The sequence below is a fragment of the Paenibacillus sp. PAMC21692 genome, assembly GCF_014303795.1.
In the GTDB taxonomy this organism is placed as follows: domain Bacteria; phylum Bacillota; class Bacilli; order Paenibacillales; family Paenibacillaceae; genus Pristimantibacillus; species Pristimantibacillus agaridevorans.
In genome coordinates this window covers 6,258,919-6,284,971 of sequence record NZ_CP060293.1, presented here as the reverse complement: position 1 = coordinate 6,284,971, position 26,053 = coordinate 6,258,919, and the positions used below count along the sequence as shown (strand labels likewise).

Genomic DNA, 26,053 nt, shown 5'->3' with positions numbered 1-26,053 from the left:
ATAAGTCAATGGCGCGTTCCCAAATTTAAATAAAAAAAGCTGTCCATGACCTATTGGTTCAGGAACAGCTTCTTTTGCGCTTGGCAGCGCGATCTACTATGGAGTGATAGGGTCAATCGTCAGCATTATCGTGATCTTTTTTGTTTTGTTCCTTGTATCTCTTCTCTGCTTTTCTGCGTTCCTTTTCCTTCTTCTTATCGTAATGCTCCTTGTCTTTCTTCTTATCCTTGCCTTTTCCTTTCTCTTTATGTTTATCGCCTTGCTTATCGTAATCATTGTCGTAGTTTCGAATCTTCTTAAGGCCCTTCACTGCATGAAATGCGATAACGGGCTCACCATCGAGCGCCTTTGCCATCAACGGCTGGAAGACGGATGCAGCCGCTTTGGAAGTGGTCGTCAAGTAATGGTCGCCGTCCGTTTTGTCATAGCCGAGCCAGACGGCTCCGACAAGCTGCGGCGTAAAGCCGACGAACCAATTATCCTTGATTCCGCCATCTGTTCCTGGCATCTGCGTCGTTCCAGTCTTGCCTGCGACCGGCCGTCCCGGAAGCGCTGCTGCAAGGCCGGAACCTTCACGCACGACGCCCTCCAGCATCGCCGTTATGGTACGGGCGACTTCGGGTTCAATCACCTTCACAGGTGCTTGTTGGCTGGCGTCTGCAAGAACAATTCCGTCAGCGGACTCGATGCGCTCGATCGTATGGGCCGGCATGCGGGAGCCGTCGCTTGCAAACGTTCCGAACGCTTCTGCCATATCAAGCGGCGAAACGCCCTCCTGCAGGCCGCCGAGCGCAAGACCTAAAGTACGGTCTCCATCCGCAAGTTCCAATCCGAATCGTGCGGAGGCGTCCATACCTGCGTCGATTCCGATCTCATGCAGCAGCTTGACCGCCGGTATATTATACGAATGTACCAGCGATTCATATAATGATACTTCGCCGTAGTAACGTCCGGTGACATTTTTGGGCCGGTAGCCGCCGAAGTCTACCGGTTCATCGACAACCGTATCGCTTGGCTTGTAGCCTTGCTCTAGCGCCGGCGCATAAACGGCGATCGGTTTCAATGCGGAGCCCGGCTGCCGTTTCAACTGCGATGCGCGGTTGAAGCCACGGAACGGCTGATTGCCGCGCCCGCCGATTAACGCCCGAATCCCCCCGTCCCTTGGATCGACCAACACTGCGCCGCTCTGAATGAGCTGATCCGATTTGCTTTCCGGGAACAACGACTCGTCGGCATATACACTTTCCGCCGCTTGCTGCATGCCCGTATCCAGCGCGGTATAAATATGCAGCCCGCCGTGTAATACCTCGTTTTCCGTCAATCCGTATTTGACGACCGCTTCGCGAATCATTTGATCGACGTAATAGGGATATTTCATCGCTGACGCTTTGTCCGATTTGGCTACGGACAGCGTTATCGGCTCGCTAATGGCGATTTTGTAATCGGCGGTTGTGATTTTTTCTTGTTCCTCCATTAGACGAAGTACCAGATTTCGCCGCTCCTTCGCTTTCTCCGGATGCTTGTAAGGAGTAAGAGCGGATGGAGCTCGAATAAGACCTGCCAGTACAGCCGATTCCGAGAGCGTCAGCTTGTCAACGGTCTTGCCGAAATAGGTCTCGGCAGCCCGTTTTATGCCCCAGGCTCCTTCGCCAAAATAGATTTGATTGAGGTACATCTCCAGGATTTCCTGCTTATTGTAATTTTCTTCGATTTTTTTCGCTAACAGTACTTCGTTCCATTTGCGCATCCAAGTGCGCTCGTGGGACAAAAAGACGTTTTTGGCAAGCTGCTGCGTAATTGTACTCCCCCCTTGCGTGGTGCCGCCTGCCCTTAAATTCGCATAAAACGCCCGGCCGATTGCCCGCGTATCCATCCCTTTATGATCGAAAAAACGCTTATCCTCTACGGCCGTCACTGCATCGATTAACGACTTCGGCAGTATGCTGTATTCGACGGGGACGATTTCACTGCGTGACAGCCGCTCCACTTCCTTGCCGTTGCGGTCGTACAATATGGTTGCCGCCGGAAGCGGCTTATCAAGTTCGCTGATATCTTGGGCGGCCACCAGCAGGCGGAATCCGCTCCAGCAGACGATTGTTGCCACGGTAACTACGAGGATTGATAGGAATAACACCGAACGCCGGGATGGCTTTTTCCATAGGCTAAACTTTTTCTTGGCATTTCTCGATTTGTTGATTTCTGGTTCCATTGCTATCCTCCTGTTGCTGCCTAAACGGTTACTACATATAAAGTACAATATTCGTAGCGACTTGCCGTTTTAGGTACGTCAGATCGTAACCAGCCACGATGAATTCCAACCATCCTGAGGCTTGTTTGTTTAGGGACTTGCTTCCAAATTTTTAGAAGCGCCGCTATTGACAAATCAGCTACTACGTAATACTATGTAGAAGTAGTAAGTGATACTTGATACCAGTCGTACAGAATAGCAAAGGAATGATGAGGTTGGAAAACTTAACAGAAATGCTAAAAGGCGTGCTAGAGGGCTGCGTCCTTGAAATTATTAGCCGCAACGAAACGTACGGCTACGAAATCACGCGGCAGCTGAACGCCCTCGGCTTCCAGGATGTTGTGGAGGGAACGGTGTATACGATCCTGATCCGGCTTGAAAAAAACAAACTTGTAGAGATCGCCAAGAAGCCCTCCGATATGGGGCCGCCGAGAAAGTTCTTCACGCTCAACGACGCGGGACGCAAGGAACTACAGAAGTTCTGGGAAAGATGGGACTTCGTATCATCAAAAATGAATGAGTTAAAGGAGAAAAAACAATGAACTTTTGGGAAAAAATCACGGGAAGCGACATGACTAAAGAATTTAAAACTTTTGAATCGCGAGCCAAAATGTTGCCGGCTGATTATCAAGCGGCATGGGAAAACATTAAGAACCATCTTTGGCCGCACTCCGATTTCACAGGGCGCAACCTCATGCCCATTCTTGACGGCGTGCTTGGTCTGCTCGAAGAAACGGCGTCGGACGGCCAGAGTGTCCAAGAGGTTTTAGGCGACGATATCAAAGGCTTCTGTGCAGCGCTGGCTGGCGAAGAAGGGGCAAAGACTTACCGCGACAAGTGGCGTGCGCAGCTCAATCATAATATCGCCAAAAAATTAGGCAAATAGGAGGAAAATAAAATGAGCATACAAGATATCATCCAAGGCAAAAAAGAGTGGCGCGCGCATGTGGCGCGTGTCAAAGCGCTCCCGCAAGATTATCGGATTGTGTACAAAGAGATTCAAAAATATCTCTTTAAGGTCGGCCCTGTCGAGTTAACCGACGGGACGGGATTGCTCTCGGGAATTGTTGATCTTTTTGAAGAGGGCGCAGTCTTGGGGAAAGGCGTGCTCGAAGTGACGGGCAATGACGTAGCGGCTTTCTGCGACGAACTCATCAAAGATTCCAAAACCTACTCTGACCTCTACCAAGAAACGGTTGACCAAAAAGTAAACAAGGCCATGAAAAAGGTGACGGATAAATCAAAGTAAAGGGGGGATCAGGATGGGAAAAGCAATTGAAGTGAGAGGTCTGCGAAAGTCGTTCAAAGACAAAGAAGTCCTAACGGGCGTCGATTTTGAAGTGAAACAAGGTGAGATATTCGCCCTGCTAGGCTCCAATGGCGCTGGCAAGACGACGATTGTTAAAATCCTTACCACGCTGCTTGCGCAGGACGGTGGCGCGGCTGTCATTAACGGATTTGACGTCGCAGCAAAGCCCGATCATGTAAGGCAGTCGATCAGCCTGACCGGCCAGTTTGCCGCCGTGGACGAGATTTTGACCGGGAGGGAAAATCTCATCATGATTGCGAAGCTGCGTCACCTCAATAATCCGCGTCAGGTGGCGGATGACATGCTGCAACGCTTTGGACTGACAGACGCCGCCGACCGCAAGCCGTCAACTTATTCGGGCGGTATGCGCCGCAGGCTCGACATCGCTTTGAGCCTTGTTGGAAATCCGCCGATCATATTTCTCGACGAGCCGACGACCGGGCTTGACCCCGAGGCGCGCATCGAGGTGTGGAAGACGGTCAAACAGCTTGCTAATCGTGGCACGACGATATTCCTCACCACGCAGTACCTGGAGGAAGCCGAGCAGCTTGCCGATCAAATTGCCATTTTGCATGGGGGCAGGATTATTGCAGGCGGCACGCTTGAAGAACTGAAAAGACTGTTTCCGCCCGCAAAGACGGAGTATGTGGAAAAACAGCCGACATTAGAGGAGATATTCCTCGCAATTGTCGGCAAAAAGGAGGGGAAGTAAATGGAGGCCTCAAAAAACTACTTTTTTAGCGATTTGCGCGTTATGCTGGGACGTTCCATGCGCCATGTATTCCGTAGTATGGACACCATCATCACGGTCTGTATCACTCCGATTGCGATGATGCTGCTGTTCGTCTATGTGTTAGGAGGCGCAATCCAGACCGGTATGGATAACTATGTGAACTACCTGCTGCCCGGCATACTGCTGATTGCCATTGCAAGCGGGATATCCTATACGGCTTACCGCCTGTTCCTGGATAAGCAACGGGGCATCATCGAGCGGTTTCACTCCATGCCGATCGCGCGTTCTACCGTGTTGTGGGGGCATGTGCTGACCTCGGTAGTATCCAACGCCATTTCCGTAGTCGTCATTATTCTCGTTGCGCTCATTATGGGCTTCCGTTCATCGGCGGGTATACTGTCATGGCTTGCCGTAGCTGGAATACTCGCACTGTTCACGCTGGCTTTGACCTGGATCGCGGCGCTGGCCGGATTGTCCGCAAAAACGGTGGAAGGTGCAAGCGCGTTTTCATACCCCCTAATCTTCCTGCCATTTATTAGTTCGGCGTTTGTGCCGACGGAGTCGATGCCGATGGCCGTTCGCGTCTTTGCCGAAAACCAGCCGGTAACCTCAATCGTGTCAGCCATCCGCGCATTGCTTGCCGAACAGCCAGTCGGGGATGATATTTGGATTGCATTAGCATGGTGCTTAGGGATACTGATCATCGCCTATCTCTTTGCGATGCGAGCATACAAACGCAAAGCCGTTTAAAGCCGTAAAATTTCCGCCGCGAGGCATTGCCGTCCAGCGAGTTATATTCAGGTTCCGCTCCGCCCATTCTTTGGGGGGCAACAGAATATCTGCTGAAAATAGGGCAATGCCTGTCGGCACTTGCTAAATGATTGACTAAGGTCACCGTCGCAATCACTCCGGAACGAAACCTCTCAAAGGGCCAACTGGCCCATCCTACCGGCGAATCAGAAAGCCCATAAGCTATAAACCGACAACTGTCAGATGGATGCCGACCAATCGCTCGGGATGGTTGGCCGCCAGGAATCTTGTGACACCTGAGCACCGCTGTAACAAATCGTGTTTCGAATCGAGTTTTATCGACAAATCGATTCGAAGAATGCGGTCTTTTTGTTTTGTTCAATTCGCCTGATTGATCTAATAATTACAGCCGGTTTGTATTTTTTAAAGTTTTTTTCGAAAAATACCCCTGCTACAATTAAGCTCGTAGGACAGATAAGCAAATAACTCGAGGAGGTCAATCAATTGAAAACAATGTCGAAAATGAAGTTTGTCACTCTGACATTGGCGCTTTCGCTCGCCGTGGTCGGTTGCAGCAGCAATGGAAACGGTAATGCGGGAACGCCAACCAATGAGCCCAGTACGGTACCTACAGGTACGGACGAAGGCGCTAAAGAGACGGTGGAGCTTTCGTTTCTAGTACATGAGACGCCTAACTTGTCCGGACAATTCTGGGATGCGCAGATCAAGAAAGTAACGGACAAGTATCCTCATATCAAAATTAATAAAATTGTTTCGCCTGATATCGACAGGGCCAAATACGCCAAGCAGCTTCTGGCTACAGGCGATTTTCCGGACGTTATGATCTCGGTTAATCCGGCCGAGTTCGCCGCTTCAGGGGCTTTGCTTCCATTCCCCGAAGAAAGTTTGGCGAAGTTCACCCAGCCGAATGCCAATTTGATCGACGGCAAACAATATCAGCTTCCATGGAACACGCAAACGTATCCTACGATGTACTACAACAAAAAAATATTTGATGAAGTTGGCGTTACGCCGCCTGCCACATGGTCGGAATTTATGGAAATATCCGAAAAAATTAAAAACGCGGGTTACACGCCGTTATTGTATGGCGGCGGCAGCGATCCGTGGGCAACGACTTTCTTGACGGTTGCGATTATCGGTTCCGACGTATATGCCGAAACGCCGGATTGGGTAGCAAAAAGAAAGAACGGCGAAGTGAAGTTTTCCGACCCGGCATTTAAAAACGCCATTTTGAAATGGAAAGAAGTTGTCGACAAAGGTTATTTCAATGAAGATGGCTTGAGCTTGAACTATGGTCAGTTGGAAGAGGTATGGTTCCGAGGTCAAACCGCGATGTATCCGATGGGCAGCTGGTATATTTCCGCTGATGCAGCCACGGAGAAAGACTTCGAAGTTGGCACATTCGCGCTTCCTTCGGATAGCGGCGATCCGGTCATTGCGGTATTTACGGGCGGCGGCACCTCTGTAAGCGCCAAAACCGCTCATCCTGAAGAAGCGATTTTGTTCGCTACGGAATTCGCTTCGAATCCGGAAATTATGGCGGAATTTATGAAAGCGGACGGCTCGATTCCGGCTTTGGTGGAAGAAGTGCCATTCGAAAGCACACCGCTGTTCGACGAGCAGCTCGAACAACTGGCCAAGTACAAGCCGGTAAATTCCTTTGGCGTTGAAGCCGGAGATGACGCTCTGTTGCCGGGCATTAAGGACGCATTCGACAAGATGGCTCAAGATATTATTATGGGAGCGGATGTGGAAAGCGAACTGGCGAAGCTGGATAAGCTATGGGACGATACGGCGGCAAGAATGAAATAATTGAATAAATATAAAACAATAATAGAGGTCTAAGTTTCAAATATTGGGCCTCTTTATTGTTGGATTGGGGTAGGAGAATGAAGAGAAAAAGCGTAGGCCGATTTGTTGTATTCGCTTCACATGGCGTCGCTATGTATACCGTATTCATTATTGTTCCGATTATACTAAGCATCGTGTACAGCTTCACGAACATCAATCCGTTATACCCTAATTGGAGTTTTATTGGATTTAGAAACTATTTGGATTTGTTTGAGGATGCCGGCTTTTGGAAGGCTTTGGGCAACACCGTTACACTTGCTATTCTAGTAACCTTTGCATGCAACGCGTTAGGCATTATGATCGCGATGATGCTGAATTTCAAAGGCATGCTCTACAACGCGCTGAGATCCATGTTTTTTGCCCCGCAAATATTAAGTGCCGTCATAGTCGGGTTTATTTGGTCGATCATACTAACGAATGACGGGATTTTGAATAAAATATTGAGCTTGCTCCATCTGGAATTTTTGAAGGAAAGCTGGCTTGCTAATCCCGATCTTGCATTGTATTCGGTTGCGGCAGTTATTATTTGGCAAATGTTAGGTTTTAGCGTTGTTATTTATTTGGCCACGCTTCAAAGCATTCCGAAAGACTTGTATGAAGCATCCGATATCGATGGCGGAAACAGATGGGATAAATTTCGGCACGTCACCTTTCCGCTGTTGGCGCCAGGCATCACCATCAATATTATTATGCTGCTCATTACCGTATTTAAAATTTATGATCAGATTGCCGTACTGACCGCCGGCGGTCCGGGAACGGCCACCGAAGTGCTTGCCTATAAAATCGTATATACAGGTTTTACAAAAAATGAAATGGGTTACGGTTCGAGTATGTCGGTCATGTTATTTATTTTAATTGGCCTTTTATCGGTTATTTCCACAACCTTCCTACGCAAAAGGGAGGTTGAGCATTAAAATGAAAAGATACCTTCGAATTATAATAACGCTTTTTGTGGCTTGTCTTTTCTTCATGCCGTTTTATATCGCCATCGTTAATATGTTCAAGCCGCTGAATGAAATTAAGTCCAATCCGATGAGCTTGCCGTTTCCGTTCGTATGGGACAACTTCATTAGCGTGCTTACAAAACCGGGGAGTACGCTGCTCAGCAGTTTGTGGAACAGTACCGTGATTACATCCATTTCGGTGCTCTTGATCGTTATAAGCTCATCCATGGTTTCTTATTATATTGCGAGAGAAAATACGAGATTTTCTAACGGCCTCATGATTTTTTTGTTGTTTGGTTTGATGATCCCACCGCAAATCGTGTTGATTCCCATTGTGAAAGTGCTGCAATTTTTCGGAATTATGCATAGCATGACAGGGGTTATCGTGTTTTTTATCGCTTATTACGTTCCTTTCGCGACCTTTCTTTATTCGGGTTTTACGAAGACTGTGCCGCGCGAGCTGGACGAAGCTGCCGCCATTGACGGAGCGGGGCAAATCCGCATCTTCTGGACGATTATATTCCCGCTGCTCGCCCCGGTGACGGCGAGTGTGCTTATTTTCCAAAGCGTGTTTATATGGAACGACTTCCTGAATCCGTTAATTATTATGGGGCCGATGAGAGGAACTACGATTACAACGGGAATTTATCAGGCAATGGGACAGTTTTCGACAAATTGGGGCGAGATGTTTGTTTTGATGTTTTTGGCGTCGGCGCCAATTTTGGTTTTCTATTTATTTTTGCAAAAACATTTTATCGATGGCCTGACTGCCGGTTCGATAAAAGGATAGATATGCGAAAGGAGCCTACTCCGTGCTCACAAGAATGCTGGCCGGGTTCAAGAGATCGATACGTCAATCGATGTTTGTACGAGTTCTGCTTGTTCATCTGCTCATCTCATCGATCCTTGTCCTGATTCTCGGACAAATCATTATTTCGCAGGTGAACAACAGGGTTTTGGAAGGCGAATATCGTTACCAGCATATCGTTCTTTCCGGCTGGCAAAACGCAATCCAGGAGAGGCTTTCTTCAATCAAGAACTGGACACGCTCTTTATACAGCGAGAACTATATGGGGGTGTCCGTGCTTGATCAAATTTTGCTTTACGACAAAGGGAATAATGCGGAAAATTTGGCGCGCGGCACTTCGATCAATCATTTTTTAAATTCATTGGCCAATTCGATTAATGGCGTCCCATCCGTTTTTTTTGTAAGAAGCAGCGATGAAAAGTTGTTTTATTATATGAAAAATTCGGGATACGTGAATGGCAACTTCCCTGATTTTGTACGGCAACACTATGAATTCGAGAAGGATGAGTATGTAAAGGTTGTTCCGAATGAATCCCATTATGTCATGCCGCGCACCAATAAAGGCGTTTTAAGCATTTTTCTTGCCGTCAACGATATTCAAACATTGGATCGGCAGGTGCAAGTCGGAACGCTCATTGTCAATTTGGACGTTGCTTTTTTGACCTCGCAAAGCTTGGGAAACGTGCACGCCGTACAATATGAAAATGCATTCGGGAAGGTTATTTATCCGCCGGCGAAAGAAGATGAGCTTGAATCAAGCAGCTTTCTTAATATTAAGCAGAATAACCCAAAGGGGGATATTCAATTATCGAGCTGGATATCCAAGGAATTGCTGTTTAAGGAAAGCAAAGCGATTCAAAAAGTGTTATGGGGACTGCTGGCTATCTTATTTCTTCTGACGCTGCTATTGACGGTTTATACGACTCGTAAAATATCGGTTCGGCTTGCCGTCATCCGTAAAGCGATGAACCGAATCGACCAAGGCAATTTTTCGGAGATTCATATTACTACTTTCGATGAATTTGCGGAAATCGAGCGCATGTTTAATAAAATGAGCTTGCATTTGAGCGACTATATTAATCGGGAATATTTGTTCGAAATCGAAGCGAGAAATGTCGAAATACAATCGCTGCAAGCGCAAATCAATCCGCATTTTTTGTCGAATACGTTGGAAATTTTCCGGATGCAGGCACTCAAACAAAATGATATTCAAATGTCGGACATGCTTTATGATCTAAGCGAATTTTATAGATGGAATGTAAAAAACAGGAATACGCTTGTCCCGATTTATGAAGAGTTCCATTATATCGAACTTTATTTGCGCTTACAGCTAACGAAGCTGGAAAATGTTCAATACACGCTCGATATGGATGACGAGGTCAGCGAATATTTAATTGCCAAGCTGAGCGTGCAGCCGATCGTCGAGAACATCTTTAAACATGCCAAATTCGCCGACAAGCAGGATGCCAGAATTGAACTGGCCGTATGGGGAGAACGGGATTCTATTTACCTGCGGATTAGCGACAACGGATGCGGGATGGATGCCGAAAGGCTTGCTGCAGTTCGTGCTTTCATGGAGCGTATGGGCGATGATGATGATCAGCAATCTGTCGGTTTAATGAATGTGCATCGCCGATTAAAGCTGTTGTTTAACGGCAAATATCAAATGGAGTTGGACAGCGCGGTCGGAATAGGAACGACGATGACCCTTACAATTCCGAAAACCAGTTGAACTTGCGAGTCATTCGAAAAGGAGCTGCACATGTTGCTTAAAGTATTTATTGTCGACGATGAGCCTGTCATATGCGAGATGATCGCCACTTTAATCGATTGGGAATCATACGGATTTCAAATTGCCGGAATGGCTTATAACGGTCAAGACGCTTGGCATGCGATCCGGGAAGCGAAGGATATCGCGCTGCTTGTCACCGATATTCAGATGTCTCCGGTAAACGGGCTGGAGCTTATGCGCAAATTGCATCAGGAAGAGATGCGCGCGCGCGTTATTGTGCTTAGCGCCTATGATGATTTCCACTATTTGAAGGAAGCGATGGCTCTCGGAATCGATAATTATTTGCTTAAGCCGCTCAATAAGGAAGAGCTGGAAACGATTTTGGAGCAAATTGTAAGCAGCATGGAACAGCAGTATGTTTTGGAGCGGCAAGATGCCGAAAGAAACAACTTTATGCGTACGAATGTGTTGAATCAAATTATGGCCAACAATTATTCCATTCGCGACGTGAAGGAAAAATGCGAGCTGCTTGATATTCGGTTGCATGAGGCGCCGTTCCAAGTTGTAATGATAGACACCATTACGGCACAAAGCGAACGGGCGATTTTGAAGGAACGACATCTTTGCCAATACGCTCTGTTGAACATTGCGGCAGAGATTATGGAGAACCGCGGTTCCGTTCATTTGTTTGGCGGTTTGTCGGGCGAAGTCCTGTTGCTGCTGACCAAAACCGACAACCAGTGGAGTCATAACCAGATTAACGAACTGATTCATCATATCGTACATCAGGTTGAACAGTCGCTTCATATTCAGTTGCTCGCTATCATCGGGAAGCCAGGCCGTTCATGGCGTCTGATTTATCAGTCCTACGACTCTGCCAGAGAGCTGCTGGACTATAAATATATCGTAGAGCAAACCACAGTGCTTGATTATTCCTATGATAATGCGGAGCTCAAGCTGAAGCTGATTGGGCGGCAACTGGGACTGGACCGGATCTCCCATGCGATTATGAGCGGAGAGATGTATCAGATTCGGGGGCTGATGGAAGAGATGGAGCGACGGATGATGAAGGCTTCGGACAGCCAACAGCTTCATTTGTGGCGATCGGCCCTTGTTGATTGGATCCGCCGTTGTCCTGAATTTTTGCAGAGCGCGGAATTAAATGTCATCGATGTACAGTACCGATTCTCGGAGACGATTCAACAATTGCTGCTCGTCGATTCGATTCCGCTGCTGTGGAATAAATTCGCGCTAGCCGTCGATGTTTTTATTGAAATGATTGAGAACATTAATTTGAACAAATCCGACAATATTGTCAATGATATCAAATCGTATATTGACGCCAATTACGCCGACAACTTGACGCTGAAATATTTGGCCGTCCACTTTCATCTGTCTCCCTCCTATCTGGGCAAGCGATTTCGAGAGGAAGTAGGGGAGTCGTTTAATGATTATGTCAATCGAATTCGGATTCATAAGTCGCAACAATTGTTAGTAACGACCAGGGAACATGCCAATGATATCGCTGCCAGTATCGGATATTCCGATCCGAACTACTTTTACCGGCTGTTCAAAAAGCATGTCGGTTGCTCTCCGACGGAATACAGGCGGATGAAAGTTTAGAAGTTGACAACCGATGTACCCCGCGAGAATAAAAAAGCCAATTTGTCTAGTAGTTCTAGAATTTTTGAAGTTTTAATTGATAACTGGATTTCCTATACTGAATGTGCGACTAGAAAGTTGAGGCATAAGAATCTTAGTTTAAAGCGTTTTCAAATAAACGTTAAAGGAGACGGATGAATGAAGTCTATGAAAAAGATTACTATAATATTTCTCGCAATGCTTATTTCAATGGGGTCTTGGGCAAGCGCAGGTTTTAACGACGTAGCGAAGGCGGCGCCGGACAGTGCGGGCGATGTTGACAAATGGAATGAGCTGAGCGGGATTTTGTCTCAAATTGTTGGAAGGCAATACGCGCCAATCGATAAGGAAACGGTTGTGACCAACAATTTTACAGAAGGAATGTTGCTGGGAAACGGATCGTTGGGGGTCGTTTCTGACGCAAGAGAAAATGAACAAAGCTATTATTTGTCGACTAGCGATACGTGGAATAACGATCAGAAAGTAATGAACGCGCAGTTGAAAATTGCCAAGTACAACTCGTCTGCAGCGTATAACATTACGGTTACCGCCAACGATAACAATCCTAATGATCAATCCAAAGGTCCTATGTCGGTTATCGATGGCGATTTAACGACTTATTGGATAACGAATCCGGAAAATAAAGTGGGCGGTCCTAAATGGCTCGTATTTGACTTTAAAAGGAATGTCACAATCGATCGCTGGATCACCTACCATAGACAATTTTTAGACACTCAAAATACCCGATACAATACAAGAGATTTTTCATTGCAAAAAAGCGAAAACGGTGTGGATTGGCTGGATGTCGATGTTGTAGAGGGAAATGAGCTTAAAGAAGTGGACAGGCTGATAGAACCTGCTACTGCAAGATATTTTAGAATTTATATTACGAAGCCGGTGCAGCCAGGGTACGAGACGGCTACGATAAAAGGGGATCGGACAACAGCGCGTATCGCAGAGGCGGATTTTTATTTCAAAGGCACATCGTTGGTGAATGGCAAAAAATATGGTAATCAGCAGTCATTTGCTTATTCAGCTTCGGATACGGCCGGATACTATTCCGGCGCAAACTTTGCTTTTGATTCGAAAGAAGCGACCGGCTGGAGATCGGATACGCAAGAAGACGCCAGTCAGCGCTATGACAAAAAAATGGTGCCAACCAACAAATGGATTAGCTTATCCAGTGATTCAACTTTTACATTCGATCAAATAGAGATTAAACATATTGGCGCAAGATATCAAAGCAGATCATTATACAATACCTACGATTACCAGATTGAAGTATCGGAGGATAATAATAACTGGACACCGATCCAAGCGGTTGAAGGCAATACCGATCATGCAAATATGTTTACTTTTGATACGCCAATAGCAACCAAGTTTTTGCGAGTATACATTACGAAGCCCGTACATCCAAGCGTTGAAACCAAACATCTGGAGAAGGACAGAACCAACGCAGCCATTACGGATATTAATTTGTTTATGGATGGGGTTAATGTTGTAAATCCGCCTGCGGCATATGATAATACGTATTTGCATGAACAAGATCTATTAAATGCGGAAGTTCGAAGTCAAATGTTATTTGAGCAAAGTTTGATACATTTTAAATCATGGACAGCCGACGACAAAAACTTGTTAATTACCGATGTGAGCTTGGATAGCGGCGCGGCAGAGCCGGTCGAGTTAAGCTTTGAATTGTTGTCGCCAAGTACAATGCGAAATGCAAAAGGCGCCGACGGAGACGTAATCTGGTTAACAAGAGAGAGTACGGGAACGCCATCCTACGTATCGAAAATCGCAACGGCAACTAAAATATTGGAAGGCGAGCATAGACTCGAAGACGGACGTCTTGTATTAAAGCTTGAGCCTGGGCAAAGCGGGAAAATTGCCACTTTTGCAAACTCAAGCAGCAGCTATACAAGTTCGCCTGCACACTTGAAATACAAAGAATTGTCGGCAGTAAACAATGATGCCATATCGCAGTTGAACGGCTTGAGCGTGTCAGATATTGATACCTTGCATACCAAGCATTTGGAATGGTGGAAAAATTATTGGCTGCGCTCCTTTGTGAACATAGACGATGAAATATTGCAAAACTATTATTACGGTGCGTTGTATGCAATGGGCAGCGGGATCAGACCAACGCCCGACGGTGCCGAGCAGCCTAATTTGCCGATGGCTATGCATGGTCTGTGGCAGACCAATGATACTTCCGTCTTTATGGGCAAAGCGTATACCAATTACAACTATGAAGCTCCCTATTACGGAATGTTTTCAAGCAATCGGGGAGACTTGCTGGAGCCTTATTATGAAGAAGCCGCGATCAGAGTGTCGAGACAACAAAATGCGACGGCCAATGCGGGATATAAAGGCGCGCAAATCCCGAGATCCTTTCCGCCGAATTATAATACGCTGACCAAGGTAGCGCCAAAAGCTCCCGTTGGAGCAAAAAAACTGAGCAGCTTGCCTACCGATCAAAAATCCAACATTATGTTGTACACCCAACCGTTAATCTGGGATTGGCAATATAATCGCAACGAAGAAAGACTACAAAAATATATCTATCCTGCCATTCTTGAAACCGTTATTTTTTATATGGATTTTGTGGTCAAAGGTCCAGAGGGAAAATATTGGATTTATAACAGCGCTAACAATGAACTAAATGCAAGCTCGGCATACGATATCAATCCTGCGCTTGATTTAGGGTACATTCGGTCTCATTTTGCAGCGTTTATCGAAATGTCTACTTATTTAAATCAAAATGTAGATATGATACCGGCAATGCAAGAAATATTGGATAACTTGAGCCCGTTTGCAACCAATCAGAATTCTCCAGTTGCCAAGCAGTTTTTGGAGTCGGTTGGGTTCAACAATGACAAACAACTCATTCTGAGCGGTTACTTTTCGGACAATGAAGATCAAAGAAAGGCTTCAAATAAGTCTTGGGGCTCTTATATCTACGAAGGGAATCAGCCGGTTGCGCTGGAAGCTGTTGTGCATCCTGCCGAAAATGTCAGTTTGGCTTCCGATCCGGAAATGCTTACGCTGGCAAGGGATACATTCGAATATTTTAATCCTTTGAATGTCCATTACAGAGGTGCCGGATATAACGGGTTCCCGAAATCCTTTACCATCGCGGCAAGAATCGGATTTGATCCGGAGACATTGGTTAATGATTTGAAAGTGGCGATTGCTCAATTGTGGAGAAACAATTTGACGGCGGCCACTTCCGGACATGGAATAGAAACGATGGGAACCATTGAAGCGATTAATTCGATGTTTTTACAAAATGAAGCAAATGAATTGCGTTTATTCCCATCATGGACCAAACAAATTGATGCGCGTTTTGTGGACTTAAAGGCTAAAGGCGCTTTCTTGGTAACGTCTGAATATAACGCCAACCAAGGAGAAGTGCAGCTGCTGGAAATAACAAGCGAAAAAGGAAATAGGTTAAATCTTGTTTCGCCATGGGCGAAAGGATTGACGATAAAAGATAAAAACGGAAAGACAGTTGCACCGTTAAAAGCTGTAACAGCACATACGAATGAACTGATTTATTCGATTCCAACAGAAGCGGGCATGACATACGAGGTTACAAAGGGTGATGCCGACGGACTTTCGGGGGTTGACAAGGGAGAATTGGTTGCGGCTATTGCGAATTCCCAAGCAGCGTATGGGGCTGCCGAAGAAGGCAACGGCGCCGGGAAATATCCGGTTGGTTCTAAAGCTGTATTAAAAGCTGCTATGGATGCAGCTCAAGTGGTGGTGCTGGACCCCGCAGCCGCACTTATGCAAGTCGAGACAGCGATTGAGGCGTTACAATTGGCTTTGGAGAGCTTCCAGGCGTCTGTTATTGATGGCAACAGCAATGTTGAGTTAAACGTGATTGCCAATCCTGTTAATGGCGGAGCCGTTACGGGCGGCGGTGTGTATGGAGAAGGCTCAACTGCTGTCATTCAAGCGCAACCGAACAGAGGTTACGCCTTTACACATTGGACAGTAGATGGAGTTGAGGTTAGCGCTGAACAAGCGTTTACGTATACGGTGCCGTCAGAAGATTCGGTTGTGATAGCCCATTTTAAAGCCTTCGAGTCTGCGCTGGATGAAACGTTTGATGATGGAACGATAGGCGAAATACCTGCGGAATGGGACATTTTCAGCGGATATGAAGCAACTGCCACAATTGCAGGTTTGCCGGATGAAAGCAATAAGAGTTTTCATTTACGCGATAACAATGCGAGCGCCGAAGATAATGTTGTTTATGCAAGTAAAGGTTTTTCGGCCAAAACTCGAGAGTTTACCGCTGAATGGAATGCGATGTCGGGCAGCGGCTCGGATGGCCAATATTTGCGAATGTTATTGCTTGACGGCCCGCCTCTTGCAGATTATGGCGACAAGTCCAATTTTATCGTAGAACTTTATTTACATGATAATCATTTGGCTTATAGAGACAACAATAATACTCAATTTAATATTCAACCGATTAACCGCGATACCTGGTATACGATTAAGGTTGTAGCGGACCCGTCTGTCGGCACATTTGATTTATATGTGGATGGCGAACCAAAGCTGGAGGATATCCGATTAAGAAATCCGCTTGCCCAGGTCGACCATATTTTGTTCGGAACGAGTCAGCTTCGCACCGGGGACTTGTATATTGATGATGTCAAAGTATACACCAATACCTCTGAATACGAATTATCTGTAACGGCCAATCCGATGGAAGGCGGTACAGTAATTGGCGGAGGCAGCTACGAATCGGGCTCTGCGGCTGCTCTTGAAGCGCAAGCAAACAGCGGTTATGTCTTTAAAAATTGGACTGTAAACGGAATAGAAGAAAGTACGGAGACGAGTATTCATTATACGATGCCGGCTGCGGCTGCAACGATTACGGCTAATTTTGAAAAAATAGTTGAACCGGCTGATAAAACGGCATTGTTGGCAGCAATTGAGCAAGCTCAAGCATTGGTAGAAGAAAACTATACGTCAGCAAGTTGGGCGGCGCTCAGTGAGCAGCTTGTTGTGGCGCTTGCTGCAGCGGAGGATGAAGAGTCGACCCAGGATAAAGTTGACGAGCAAGCTTCCGCACTGCAAGCCGCGATTAACGCGTTGGAGCTGAAAACGGTTGATTCCGACCCGACATCGCCGGTTATACCGGTCATGCCGGTTGAAAAAGAAGATGAGATCGAAGTAGAGGTCAAACAAGATAACGCTTATATTCGAACAAAAGACGGCGAAACCACTATTGAGGCACCGCTGGATAAAACCAGAGGTTATCGCTTGCAGGTACAAGTCGGAGAGGTGATCGTATCTATCGATCAGAAAACGCAGGAGAAATTGGCGCAGTGGGTTGGCGATACGAAAGGCGCGGCAATTGTTGTGCAAGCGACGCCTCAAGAGACCGGGGTTAAAGTTCCGAATACGCCGTTTCTTAGGCAAACGATCGCAGGGCATGTTTACGATATTCGTATTGCGCTGAAAACGGCGGATGGCGCAGAAATGCTAATGGATGAGCAAGTGGCTGACGGCATTCATTTTACATTGCCAACAAAATTTGATGCCGTTGATCGTGAACTGCTTGGCGTATATTACATGAATCCGGAAACAAACCAATGGGAGTATGTTGGCGGTGTGTATGACGCCGATGGTGACACGGCTGCGTACAGCTTGACTCGGCAAGGAAAATATGCCGTTGTGGAATACGACAAAACTTTTGACGATGTTCCATCGACGCATTGGGCTTACCGTACGATAAAGCTGCTTTCGGCCAAACATCTGGTGAGCGGTGTATCCGAACAAAGCTTTGCGCCGTCCGATCAAACGACAAGGGCAGAGTTTGCGGCGTTGCTTGTAAGAGCGTTGGGTCTGACATCCAGCGGTCAAACGACAGGATTTGGGGATGTAAGTGCAAATGACTGGTTTGCGGAGGAAGTGGCGGCAGCTTATGAAGCGGGGCTTATCCGCGGAACATCCGACAATGAGTTTGCGCCGGACAAACCAATCACAAGAGAGGAATTGGCAACGCTGCTAGTGCGCGCATACGAGTACAAAAACGGGGCTGCAAGTCAGCTGACTGGAGGTTTGGAAGGTTACGCCGATTATGCTTATGTATCCTCCTGGGCAAGAGAGAGCGTAGACAAGGCGATCCGGCTTGGATTGATGCAAGGCAAATCGAATCAGGCACTCGATCCAAAGTCGAATACGAAGCGCGCGGAGGCTGTACAAGCCATTCTAAATTTCTTGAATAATAAGTAACTCCAAAAGAGGGCGGCTCGCCCTCTTTTTTTAGCATTTCTGCTTGAATAAGAAGCTATTTAGGAGAAATCGTGCTGCAAGTAACGGGACATCGTGTATCGATTCGGCAAGAGTACTAATAATTCCAGTTCGTCTAGATTTTTTGATGTTTTTACGGGCGCTATCGATATTTATAATGAACTTCAAAGCGATTGTAAACTATTATTATGAGAGTAAAGGAGAGACCGGAAGATGGCCTATCTAACGAATAACAGAAATGTTCGTCAATTACTCGGTGTATTGCTTGTGTTGACATTAATAATAACATGGTTTCCATTATCCCCAGTGTCTGCCGCTCCTAATGAAAGTCTATTGGAAGCGGGCTATGAGTCTATGGGAACGATGGAGGAAGAGTGGGAGAAGTTGCGGGAGAAGCTGGTGAATATTAAAGGCATACAGACCTCTTATGCATCCGCGTATACTAGCGGTTTCACAGCAGGGCAGCTACTGGGCAATGGAGAAATCGGCGTCGTATCCGAACCGAATGTGAATTCGCACAAGTTCTACTTATCCCATGCCTCATTGTGGAATGATCGGGATAATCATGCGACAGACAGGGATTTGGATCAGAAGATCACATTCGGCGGATTGACGCTGTCTTCCTCGGATGAGAAGCATTACTCTTTCAACATTTATTCCCCTGAGACAAGAGTGGGTGTAGATTCTTTATATGATGGGGATTTTGCAACTAAATGGGTATCTGTCAAGCCAAGCAGCACAAATGTACATGTGCCAAAAACGATTTATATTGATTTCGGTAAAGAAATCACCTTTGACAGATGGGCGATCTATCATAACTCCTACAGCGCTGGCGGTGACTTGGGGAGTGCGTATGCCATTTATAACAACAAAGATTACAGGCTGGAGCGTTACATAGCCGGAGCCGACGGCGATGTAACAGATCCGGAAAACTATGAAGTTGTGGATAGCGTAACCGGGAATACCGGCAACAGAACGGACCGTCCTATTGATCCGATAACCGGCCAGAAGTTTCGGTTATATATTTCCAAGCCGCATGATAGATTGAATAATCAATTTGCGGCTGTAAGAGAGATCGAGTTTTATAGTCAAGGCGAGAAGGTTTTCCCGTTTGAATCAGAAATCCCCGATTTTGTACATGAGCAAAATATTGAAAAGGCACAGATCGAATCCCGCATGAACTTCGCATCAGCCAAAGTCGGCTACGAAACATGGGTATCCGACTCGCAAAACGTGATGGTAACGAAGCTGGAATCCGATGCAGGTGCTCCGGCGGTTGCCATGGACGCCACGCTCTGGGCGCAGCCGTCTCCGGTCAAGGGCCAAGCCGTTACGGGCACTACGGTGCAGCAGACGAGGGATTTTCCTTCCACGACCGGAACGGATGGCGATATGATCTATGTTACCCGGCAAAGCACGGTGTACCCGACGGATACCGATGAGCAGAAGGCATACGCGGAAAGCCGTTATCGTTCTCAAGCCGCCGCGGCGACCAGAATCCTCGGAGCGACGGCGACTGCGGTGACGGATGAAGGGAAGGCTACGCTGTCATTTACGCTGCAGCCCGGCACTCCGGTTTATATCGTCACTTCTTTGATCGGAGAAGGCAATTTAGGGAAAATTTCTGAATTGGACACCTTGATCGACAATGCCAAAGAACTGGTAGCCGATAAGGACGCGGAGGAAATTGACGGGCTTTATAGCGAGCATTTGGACTGGTGGAAAAACTATTGGCTGAAGTCCTACGTCACGCTGAATGACGCCGATCTGGAAAGATACTATTACGGTTCCCTCTATGCGCTTGGAAGCTCCTATCGTTCCAACCATATTGCACCCGGGTTGTACAGTATCTGGAACACATCCGACGTAGGGCAGTGGGGATCCCGCTACACAATGAACTATAACTTCCAGGCGCCGCTTTATGGTGCGTATGCCGCTAATCGGATAGAGCTTGCCGACACGTACTTCGACACGATCATGGCGGCGGATATAAGATTGAAAAACAACGCTGCCAATTATGGTTATGAGGGACGTTACGGAATACGTTCTCTAAGCGCTCGGGATGTCGCCCGCGACGTTCCTCTGGCGGAGGTTCCAAAGGCAAGTGTCAAATCTCCGCAGAGCCTTCCTGGCGGTCAGGCGTTCACCGCCTCTATGGCGGCCAATCATTTTATTTGGATGTATGAATATACGGCGGATTTGGAGTTTCTCCGGGACGAGGTTTATCCTCGACTAAGCGAAATCGGCGACTTCTGGATGGACTACGTCGTACTTGACGAGAATCCAGGCAGCAGTACGTTCGGTAAGTATCAAATTATATACAGTTCGGCCAACGAAAGCGAATCCGGGCATACAGATGTCAATACAACCATTGATATCGGCTTTATGACTTATACGCTCACCAAACTCATTGAATACAGCGAAATTTTAAATGCCGATCAGGATAAAGTTGAAGTTTGGCAGCACTATTTGGACAACCTGGTGCCTATTAAGACGGCAACGTATTCAGGTTATGACACGCCATTGATTCAATTGGCGTACAAAATCGACAATCCGATTAAAGGCAATGCGCTTATTAATATGAAGGATCAACCTATATCCTTCGAAGGCCTGGTAGCTCCAGCCGAGCTATATGCCATAGGTTCGGACCCCTATATGCTTCGCATGATCGAGAATACGCTCGATTACATGCAAGCGTTCGAGGCGGCATCCTTGTCCTGGGGCAACGCGTTCGCCAAAACGTATCCCATTGCGGCCAAGATCGGATATCCGGCGGACAAGCTCATTAACTATTTCAAGCGTCCGATGCTGAATGGATCGAGTTACGGAAGCTTCAGAGCGACCAACCTGACTCAAGCCGGTTATGGCGGCGGAATCGAATCTGCCGGATCGATTGAAACGATTAATTCGATGTTGTTGCAAACGAACGATGGCATTACCCGAGTTTTCCCTAACTGGTCGCCTACGCGGGACGCGGAATTTGTTCGTCTGCGCGGCAAAGGAGCATTCCTGTTCACCGCTTCCAAGGATACGGAAGACGACGTGAACCAGGTATACGTTACCAGCGAGGCTGGCCATCCGCTGAATCTGGTTGTTCCATGGAATTATGATACGCTGGGCGCTTCCGTATACAATGCGGATACGGGGGAAGCCGTGGACGCAACGATGCAAGTAGCGCCGTATACGAATGAAAAATACGTCTCATTTAATACGACGATCGGCGGCAACTATGTTCTGCTAAGAGGCGGAGACGTTCCGATCGATGCCAGAGACGAATTGTTATCTCTGTTGACGGAAGCGGGCGACTACGAGGAAGCCCAGTATACGACCGAGACATGGAGCGTGTTCGCAACGGCATTGGCTCAAGCGCAGCTTATTGGCGCCAACGCCAACGCCACGCAGGAAGAAGTGAATCAAGCGATCCAGGCATTGCATAGCGCGATGGATGGTCTGATCAGAAAGCCGTCCGGAACGGTTCAGGGAACAGGCGAAAAGTTGGCGGCGGGCCATATGACCGATCTGACGGCTGAAGGAACGTTGGATTGGGCGCATTGGAACAATATTAATGCCGACAGACTTCCTGTGTTTGTGAACAAAAGTACGGCTCAAAGTTTAATTAGCAACGCACAAATTATAGGAAGTACAAACGATGGTTATCGCGGTGTGGGAGATCTTGCGACGCTTGTCCAATGGTCGGACGGACAACCGATCGAAGCCGGGACTAACGCTGCGGGCAAAGGAATGGGGATATACGTAAGACCAATAAATAACGGCTTCAAGTTTACTGCAGCGGCAAGCACGCAGGAACGGGTTTTAAAGGTATATGTCGGAACCTGGCAGGCTGATGGAAAGCTGACTGCCCAGCTCGACGATGGAAGCGAAGCTTATGTCGGCTATTCCGAAAGAGATGCGGACAATATTGCGCCAAACAAATCGGGGAAAGTGTTTACCATTCGGTACAAAGCCGCCGAGCCAGGCAAAACGTTGACGGTCACTTATGTTGTCGATAAAAACTATGACAGTGCCGGGAACGGCAACGTTGTTCTGCAAGCGGCGACGCTTAGCGGTCCAGAAGAACCTGTTGTTCTAGTAGAGTCCGTTCAAGTCACAGGACAGGATGGCAAAACTTCAATCGGCACAAAAGGCGGAACGCTGCAAATGATCGCGACAGTTGTTCCCGATGATGCGACCGACCAGACGGTTACATGGGCTGTATACGGTGAAGACGGTTCGGACACCGATATCGCCGTCATTAGCGAGTCGGGATTGCTTACGGCGCTGAAAGACGGGACCGCCAAGGTTGCGGCATCGGCCAATGACGCTTCCGGAGTGAAGGGCGAAGCCAGCATTGTCATTACAGGACAAGACGAAGTCGAAGAAGCAGATAAAGCATTGTTGCTGGCGGCTATCACAGCGGCGCAGGACAAACATGACGCTGCAAGTGAAGGTACGCAAAAAGGCGAGTATCCGGCAGGCTCCAAGGCATTGCTGCAAAATGCGATAGACGCGGCGCAAACGGCAGCGGACGCTGCGGCGGCGACGCAAGAGCAGATTGACCAGGCGCTGGCAGAGTTGAATGAAGCGGTGCGAACCTTTGAGTCATCGGTTATTACAAAAGATCCTGATCAGGGCAATGGGTCTGGCGTCATCATTTATCCGACTCCCGCTCCCGACGATGACAAAGACGAAGTAGAAGTAGTCATCGATCAAGGAACGGCCATTGTTCGGATGGATGAGGATCAAACGAGCGTTGACATTCCTTTGCAGCAAATCGCGGGCAATCCGCTGGAGGTCCGTGCCGGTCAAGTGACCGTTGCAGTTAATAAGCAAACTCAAGCTTTAATAGAGCAACAACTTGACGGTGAAACGGGCGGAAGCATCGGGGTTCAAATTGCGCCGGTTGATACGGAGCGGGAAATTGCCAATAACCATGTGTTGAAGCAAAGCCTGGCGGGTCAGGCTTACGATATCAACATTGTGCTTCGCACAGCGGACGGCCGCGAAACGAATCTGGAAGACATAGCCGCCGATGGGGTTCAGGTCACCTTGCCGGTAGAACTTGCGAATGTGGATAAAGATTTGCTTGGGATATACATCCTTAACGAAGCGACGGGCCAATGGGAATACATTGGCGGCGAGTTCAATGAGGATCAGGCAACGTTTATTTTCACCCAACCAGGCACCTATGCGGTCATGGAATACGATAAAACATTTACAGACGTGCCGGCGGCACATTGGGCCTATCGTACCATCAAGCTTCTTTCCGCGAAGCATCTCGTTGCCGGCGTGTCCGAGCAGGAGTTTGCGCCATCCGGCAAAACAACAAGAGCGGAATTTACCGCGCTTCTTGTAAGAGTGCTTGGTTTGAGAGCTAGCAATGAGGTAACCGCATTTGAAGATGTGAATAGCGGGGACTGGTTTGCGCAGGACGTAGCCGCAGCTTATGAAGCGGGTCTCGTTCAAGGCGTCACGGACAGCAATTTTGCGCCGGATCAGGAGATCAACCGTGAACAAATGGCTGCGCTTCTCGTAAGAGCTTTCGAGTATAAAAACGGCAGCAGCATGGTTGCGAATGATGCGTTAAACGGATATTCCGACTCTGCGAATGTCTCTTCATGGGCAAGCAGCTATGTCAACCAAGCGATCGAGCTGGGATTCATGCAAGGGAAGTCGGAGCAAGTCTTCGATCCCAAGTCCGACACGCTGCGAGCGGAAGCGGCGCAAGCCATATTAAACTTTCTGTTGAGCGAATAAAAAGTTGACTTAGTTAGCAAAAACGTCGCCTTTCGAAGAGGACTTTGCCTCTTATGGAAAGGCGGCGTTTTCAATTAAATTTGTAGAACGAAATGAGCGATCCTACCCAGCCGTTCCTGCCGCAGACGCGTGCAGGATGGTGTAGCCGTATGGAGGGAGAGTCACCTGTATCGCACTCTCCTCAACCGTTGCGTACGGCTCGCTGTTCACGGTGCGCCATGACGCAGCCGGAAGTGCTGCCGGTATTGCAGCGACCACAGGAGCATCCTCATTATTCAGCATGAAGAGGAACCGCTCATTCGCGTCCCAGCGCTCATAGACCAGCAGCTGCGGATGCTCAGGCGTCGGCAGGAAGCGCAGTCCGCTGCCGCGCAGCGCGGGATGAGCCTTGCGCAGGCTGATCATGCTGCGGAAGAACGAAAGCAGCTCCGTATTCTGCTTGCTCTTGTCCCATTCCATACACTTGCGGTTGAGGGGGTCATACTCGCCGTCCATGCCAATCTCGTCGCCGTAATAGATGCAAGGCGTCCCCTGATAGGTCAGCTGGAATAAAGTCGCCAGCTTCATGCGCTCCACATTGCCGCCGCACAATGTCAACAGCCTCGTCGTGTCATGGCTGCCGAGCAGATTGAACGATACTTCCGTAACCTGCTGCGGATAACCGGCGAGCTGCGTGCCGATCGCCTGGGCGAACTCGGTCGCATTCGTCAGCCTGCGGGCGAAGAAATTGAGCAGGATGTTCGTAAAGGGATAGTTCATGACCGCGTCGAATTGGTCGCCTTGCAGCCATGGCATGGAATCATGCATAATCTCGCCCAGGATATATGCCGAAGGATTGATCCGTTTGATCTCGCTCCGGAATTCCCGCCAGAATTGATGATCCACCTCATTGGCGACATCGAGCCGCCAACCGTCCAGCCCCATCTCCTCCAGCCAGAAGCGACCGACATTAAGCAAATAAGCCTTTACTTCTTCATTAGCGGTATTGAGCTTGGGCATGATAGGCTCGAATGCAAACGTACCGTAGGTCGGAATCCCGTCAACGACTCGCAGCGGCCATTCTCGAATATGGAACCAATCCGCATAACGCGAATCCGGACCGTTGTTCAACACATCCACGAACGGCGGGAACGTATGGCCGCAATGATTGAACACGCCGTCGAGCAGCACGCGTATGCCCCGGGCATGGCAGGCATCGACCAGCTCTTTGAGCTTTTCGTTTGTGCCGAAATGGGGATCGATCCGCAAATAGTCCGCAGTGTCGTACTTATGGTTGGTGGTGGCGGCGAACAGCGGGTTGAAATACAAAGCATTAATCCCTAGTTCGCTCAGGTAATCCAGGTGGTCGATCACTCCCTGCAGATCCCCGCCGAAGAAATTGCCGGCGCTGGGCGTACCGCCCCATTCCTGCACGCCCTCGGGGTCATTGGACGGATCGCCGTTAGCGAAACGCTCCGGAAAGATCTGATAGAATACCGCATCCTTGACCCATGCCGGGGGCATGTGAACATCCTGCGGATTAAGATACGGGAAATCAAATAATCCCTCATACATGACCTTGGGCGGCTGGTCAAAAAATCCCTTCTCCATAAAGTAAAGGATCTCGCCATTGTCCGAATGCAGAGCGAAGTAATAAACAAGTCTGCGGAATCTGGGCTGCACGGCGGCTTGCCAATAGTCGAACAGCTCGTCGGATGCCAGACGTTCCATCGATATCGTTACCTTGTATTTCTCCGGATTGTATTTGTCGCCGCAGTGCAGGTCGATGTGCGAGACATTGTTCCGTTTGGTGCGGATGCGGATGTGCAGGGTCGAATCATTGTAGGCATAGGACCAGTTTTGTCCCATCCTGTGGTAAACGGCTTCCAGCATAATCATCATTACCAGGCCTCCTTAGGCATGAAAACACAAAAAAGGGCCAACCTCTGTTAAGAACGAGGTTGAACCCGAAAGTTTCATTGCCTTTAAATTTTCTAAATCATACCATAA

At 48.0% G+C, this 26,053-nt stretch carries 14 protein-coding genes; 12 read left to right on the top strand and 2 right to left on the bottom strand.

The features are described from left to right. Positions 1–112: 112 nt before the first annotated feature. Positions 113–2,209: a transglycosylase domain-containing protein gene (locus tag H7F31_RS25595; protein WP_187101104.1), complete on the bottom strand. Its 2,097-nt coding sequence runs from the start codon at positions 2,207–2,209 to the stop codon at positions 113–115. A 272-nt stretch (positions 2,210–2,481) separates the two neighbouring features. On the opposite strand from H7F31_RS25595, the gene H7F31_RS25590 reads away from it, so the two are divergent. The 12 genes from H7F31_RS25590 to H7F31_RS25535 all read left to right on the top strand — a co-directional run bounded on the left by H7F31_RS25590 (position 2,482) and on the right by H7F31_RS25535 (position 24,064). Next, complete coding sequence (locus H7F31_RS25590; RefSeq protein WP_315970580.1) at positions 2,482–2,790, top strand: PadR family transcriptional regulator; 309 nt, start codon at positions 2,482–2,484, stop codon at positions 2,788–2,790. Continuing rightward, positions 2,787–3,134 carry a DUF1048 domain-containing protein gene (locus tag H7F31_RS25585; RefSeq protein ID WP_187101102.1) on the top strand — a complete coding sequence of 116 codons (348 nt, stop codon included), beginning with the start codon at positions 2,787–2,789 and terminating at the stop codon, positions 3,132–3,134. The genes H7F31_RS25590 and H7F31_RS25585 overlap by 4 nt, the downstream gene beginning before the upstream one ends. Positions 3,135–3,146: 12 nt before the next feature. Then, complete coding sequence (locus H7F31_RS25580; RefSeq protein ID WP_187101101.1) at positions 3,147–3,497, top strand: DUF1048 domain-containing protein; 351 nt, start codon at positions 3,147–3,149, stop codon at positions 3,495–3,497. 13 nt (positions 3,498–3,510) lie between these two features. Next, positions 3,511–4,269 carry an ABC transporter ATP-binding protein gene (locus H7F31_RS25575; protein WP_187101100.1) on the top strand — a complete coding sequence of 253 codons (759 nt, stop codon included), beginning with the start codon at positions 3,511–3,513 and terminating at the stop codon, positions 4,267–4,269. After that, positions 4,270–5,040, top strand: coding sequence for an ABC transporter permease (locus tag H7F31_RS25570; protein WP_187101099.1), 771 nt, complete (start codon positions 4,270–4,272; stop codon positions 5,038–5,040). Positions 5,041–5,553: 513 nt separating this feature from the next. After that, on the top strand, positions 5,554–6,873 hold the full coding sequence (locus H7F31_RS25565) for an ABC transporter substrate-binding protein (RefSeq protein ID WP_261800556.1): 1,320 nt from the start codon (positions 5,554–5,556) through the stop codon (positions 6,871–6,873). 77 nt (positions 6,874–6,950) lie between these two features. Then, positions 6,951–7,826: a carbohydrate ABC transporter permease gene (locus tag H7F31_RS25560; RefSeq protein ID WP_261800130.1), complete on the top strand. Its 876-nt coding sequence runs from the start codon at positions 6,951–6,953 to the stop codon at positions 7,824–7,826. Between the two features lies 1 nt (position 7,827). After that, positions 7,828–8,646 (top strand): carbohydrate ABC transporter permease, encoded by an 819-nt coding sequence (locus H7F31_RS25555; RefSeq protein ID WP_187101097.1) that lies wholly within the window; start codon positions 7,828–7,830, stop codon positions 8,644–8,646. 22 nt (positions 8,647–8,668) lie between these two features. Further along, positions 8,669–10,396: a sensor histidine kinase gene (locus H7F31_RS25550; protein WP_187101096.1), complete on the top strand. Its 1,728-nt coding sequence runs from the start codon at positions 8,669–8,671 to the stop codon at positions 10,394–10,396. 30 nt (positions 10,397–10,426) lie between these two features. Beyond that, entirely contained in the window at positions 10,427–12,019 is a 1,593-nt protein-coding gene (locus H7F31_RS25545; protein WP_187101095.1) for a response regulator, read from the top strand. A 504-nt stretch (positions 12,020–12,523) separates the two neighbouring features. Next, positions 12,524–18,292, top strand: coding sequence for an S-layer homology domain-containing protein (locus H7F31_RS25540; RefSeq protein ID WP_187101094.1), 5,769 nt, complete (start codon positions 12,524–12,526; stop codon positions 18,290–18,292). A gap of 231 nt (positions 18,293–18,523) precedes the next feature. Next, positions 18,524–24,064, top strand: coding sequence for an S-layer homology domain-containing protein (locus tag H7F31_RS25535; RefSeq protein ID WP_187101093.1), 5,541 nt, complete (start codon positions 18,524–18,526; stop codon positions 24,062–24,064). Between the two features lie 102 nt (positions 24,065–24,166). Here the strand turns inward: H7F31_RS25535 and H7F31_RS25530 are convergent, their stop codons facing one another. Then, entirely contained in the window at positions 24,167–25,942 is a 1,776-nt protein-coding gene (locus tag H7F31_RS25530) for a glycoside hydrolase family 13 protein (protein WP_187105536.1), read from the bottom strand. Positions 25,943–26,053 lie beyond the last annotated feature (111 nt).

Bases quoted from the DNA above. Each gene is read 5' to 3' on its own strand.
- H7F31_RS25595 (WP_187101104.1), bottom strand. From the start codon at position 2,209: ATGGAACCAGAAATCAACAAATCGAGAAATGCCAAGAAAAAGTTTAGC.
- H7F31_RS25590 (WP_315970580.1), top strand. From the start codon at position 2,482: ATGCTAAAAGGCGTGCTAGAGGGCTGCGTCCTTGAAATTATTAGCCGC.
- H7F31_RS25585 (WP_187101102.1), top strand. From the start codon at position 2,787: ATGAACTTTTGGGAAAAAATCACGGGAAGCGACATGACTAAAGAATTT.
- H7F31_RS25580 (WP_187101101.1), top strand. From the start codon at position 3,147: ATGAGCATACAAGATATCATCCAAGGCAAAAAAGAGTGGCGCGCGCAT.
- H7F31_RS25575 (WP_187101100.1), top strand. From the start codon at position 3,511: ATGGGAAAAGCAATTGAAGTGAGAGGTCTGCGAAAGTCGTTCAAAGAC.
- H7F31_RS25570 (WP_187101099.1), top strand. From the start codon at position 4,270: ATGGAGGCCTCAAAAAACTACTTTTTTAGCGATTTGCGCGTTATGCTG.
- H7F31_RS25565 (WP_261800556.1), top strand. From the start codon at position 5,554: ATGTCGAAAATGAAGTTTGTCACTCTGACATTGGCGCTTTCGCTCGCC.
- H7F31_RS25560 (WP_261800130.1), top strand. From the start codon at position 6,951: ATGAAGAGAAAAAGCGTAGGCCGATTTGTTGTATTCGCTTCACATGGC.
- H7F31_RS25555 (WP_187101097.1), top strand. From the start codon at position 7,828: ATGAAAAGATACCTTCGAATTATAATAACGCTTTTTGTGGCTTGTCTT.
- H7F31_RS25545 (WP_187101095.1), top strand. From the start codon at position 10,427: ATGTTGCTTAAAGTATTTATTGTCGACGATGAGCCTGTCATATGCGAG.
- H7F31_RS25540 (WP_187101094.1), top strand. From the start codon at position 12,524: ATGAACGCGCAGTTGAAAATTGCCAAGTACAACTCGTCTGCAGCGTAT.
- H7F31_RS25535 (WP_187101093.1), top strand. From the start codon at position 18,524: ATGGCCTATCTAACGAATAACAGAAATGTTCGTCAATTACTCGGTGTA.
- H7F31_RS25530 (WP_187105536.1), bottom strand. From the start codon at position 25,942: ATGATTATGCTGGAAGCCGTTTACCACAGGATGGGACAAAACTGGTCC.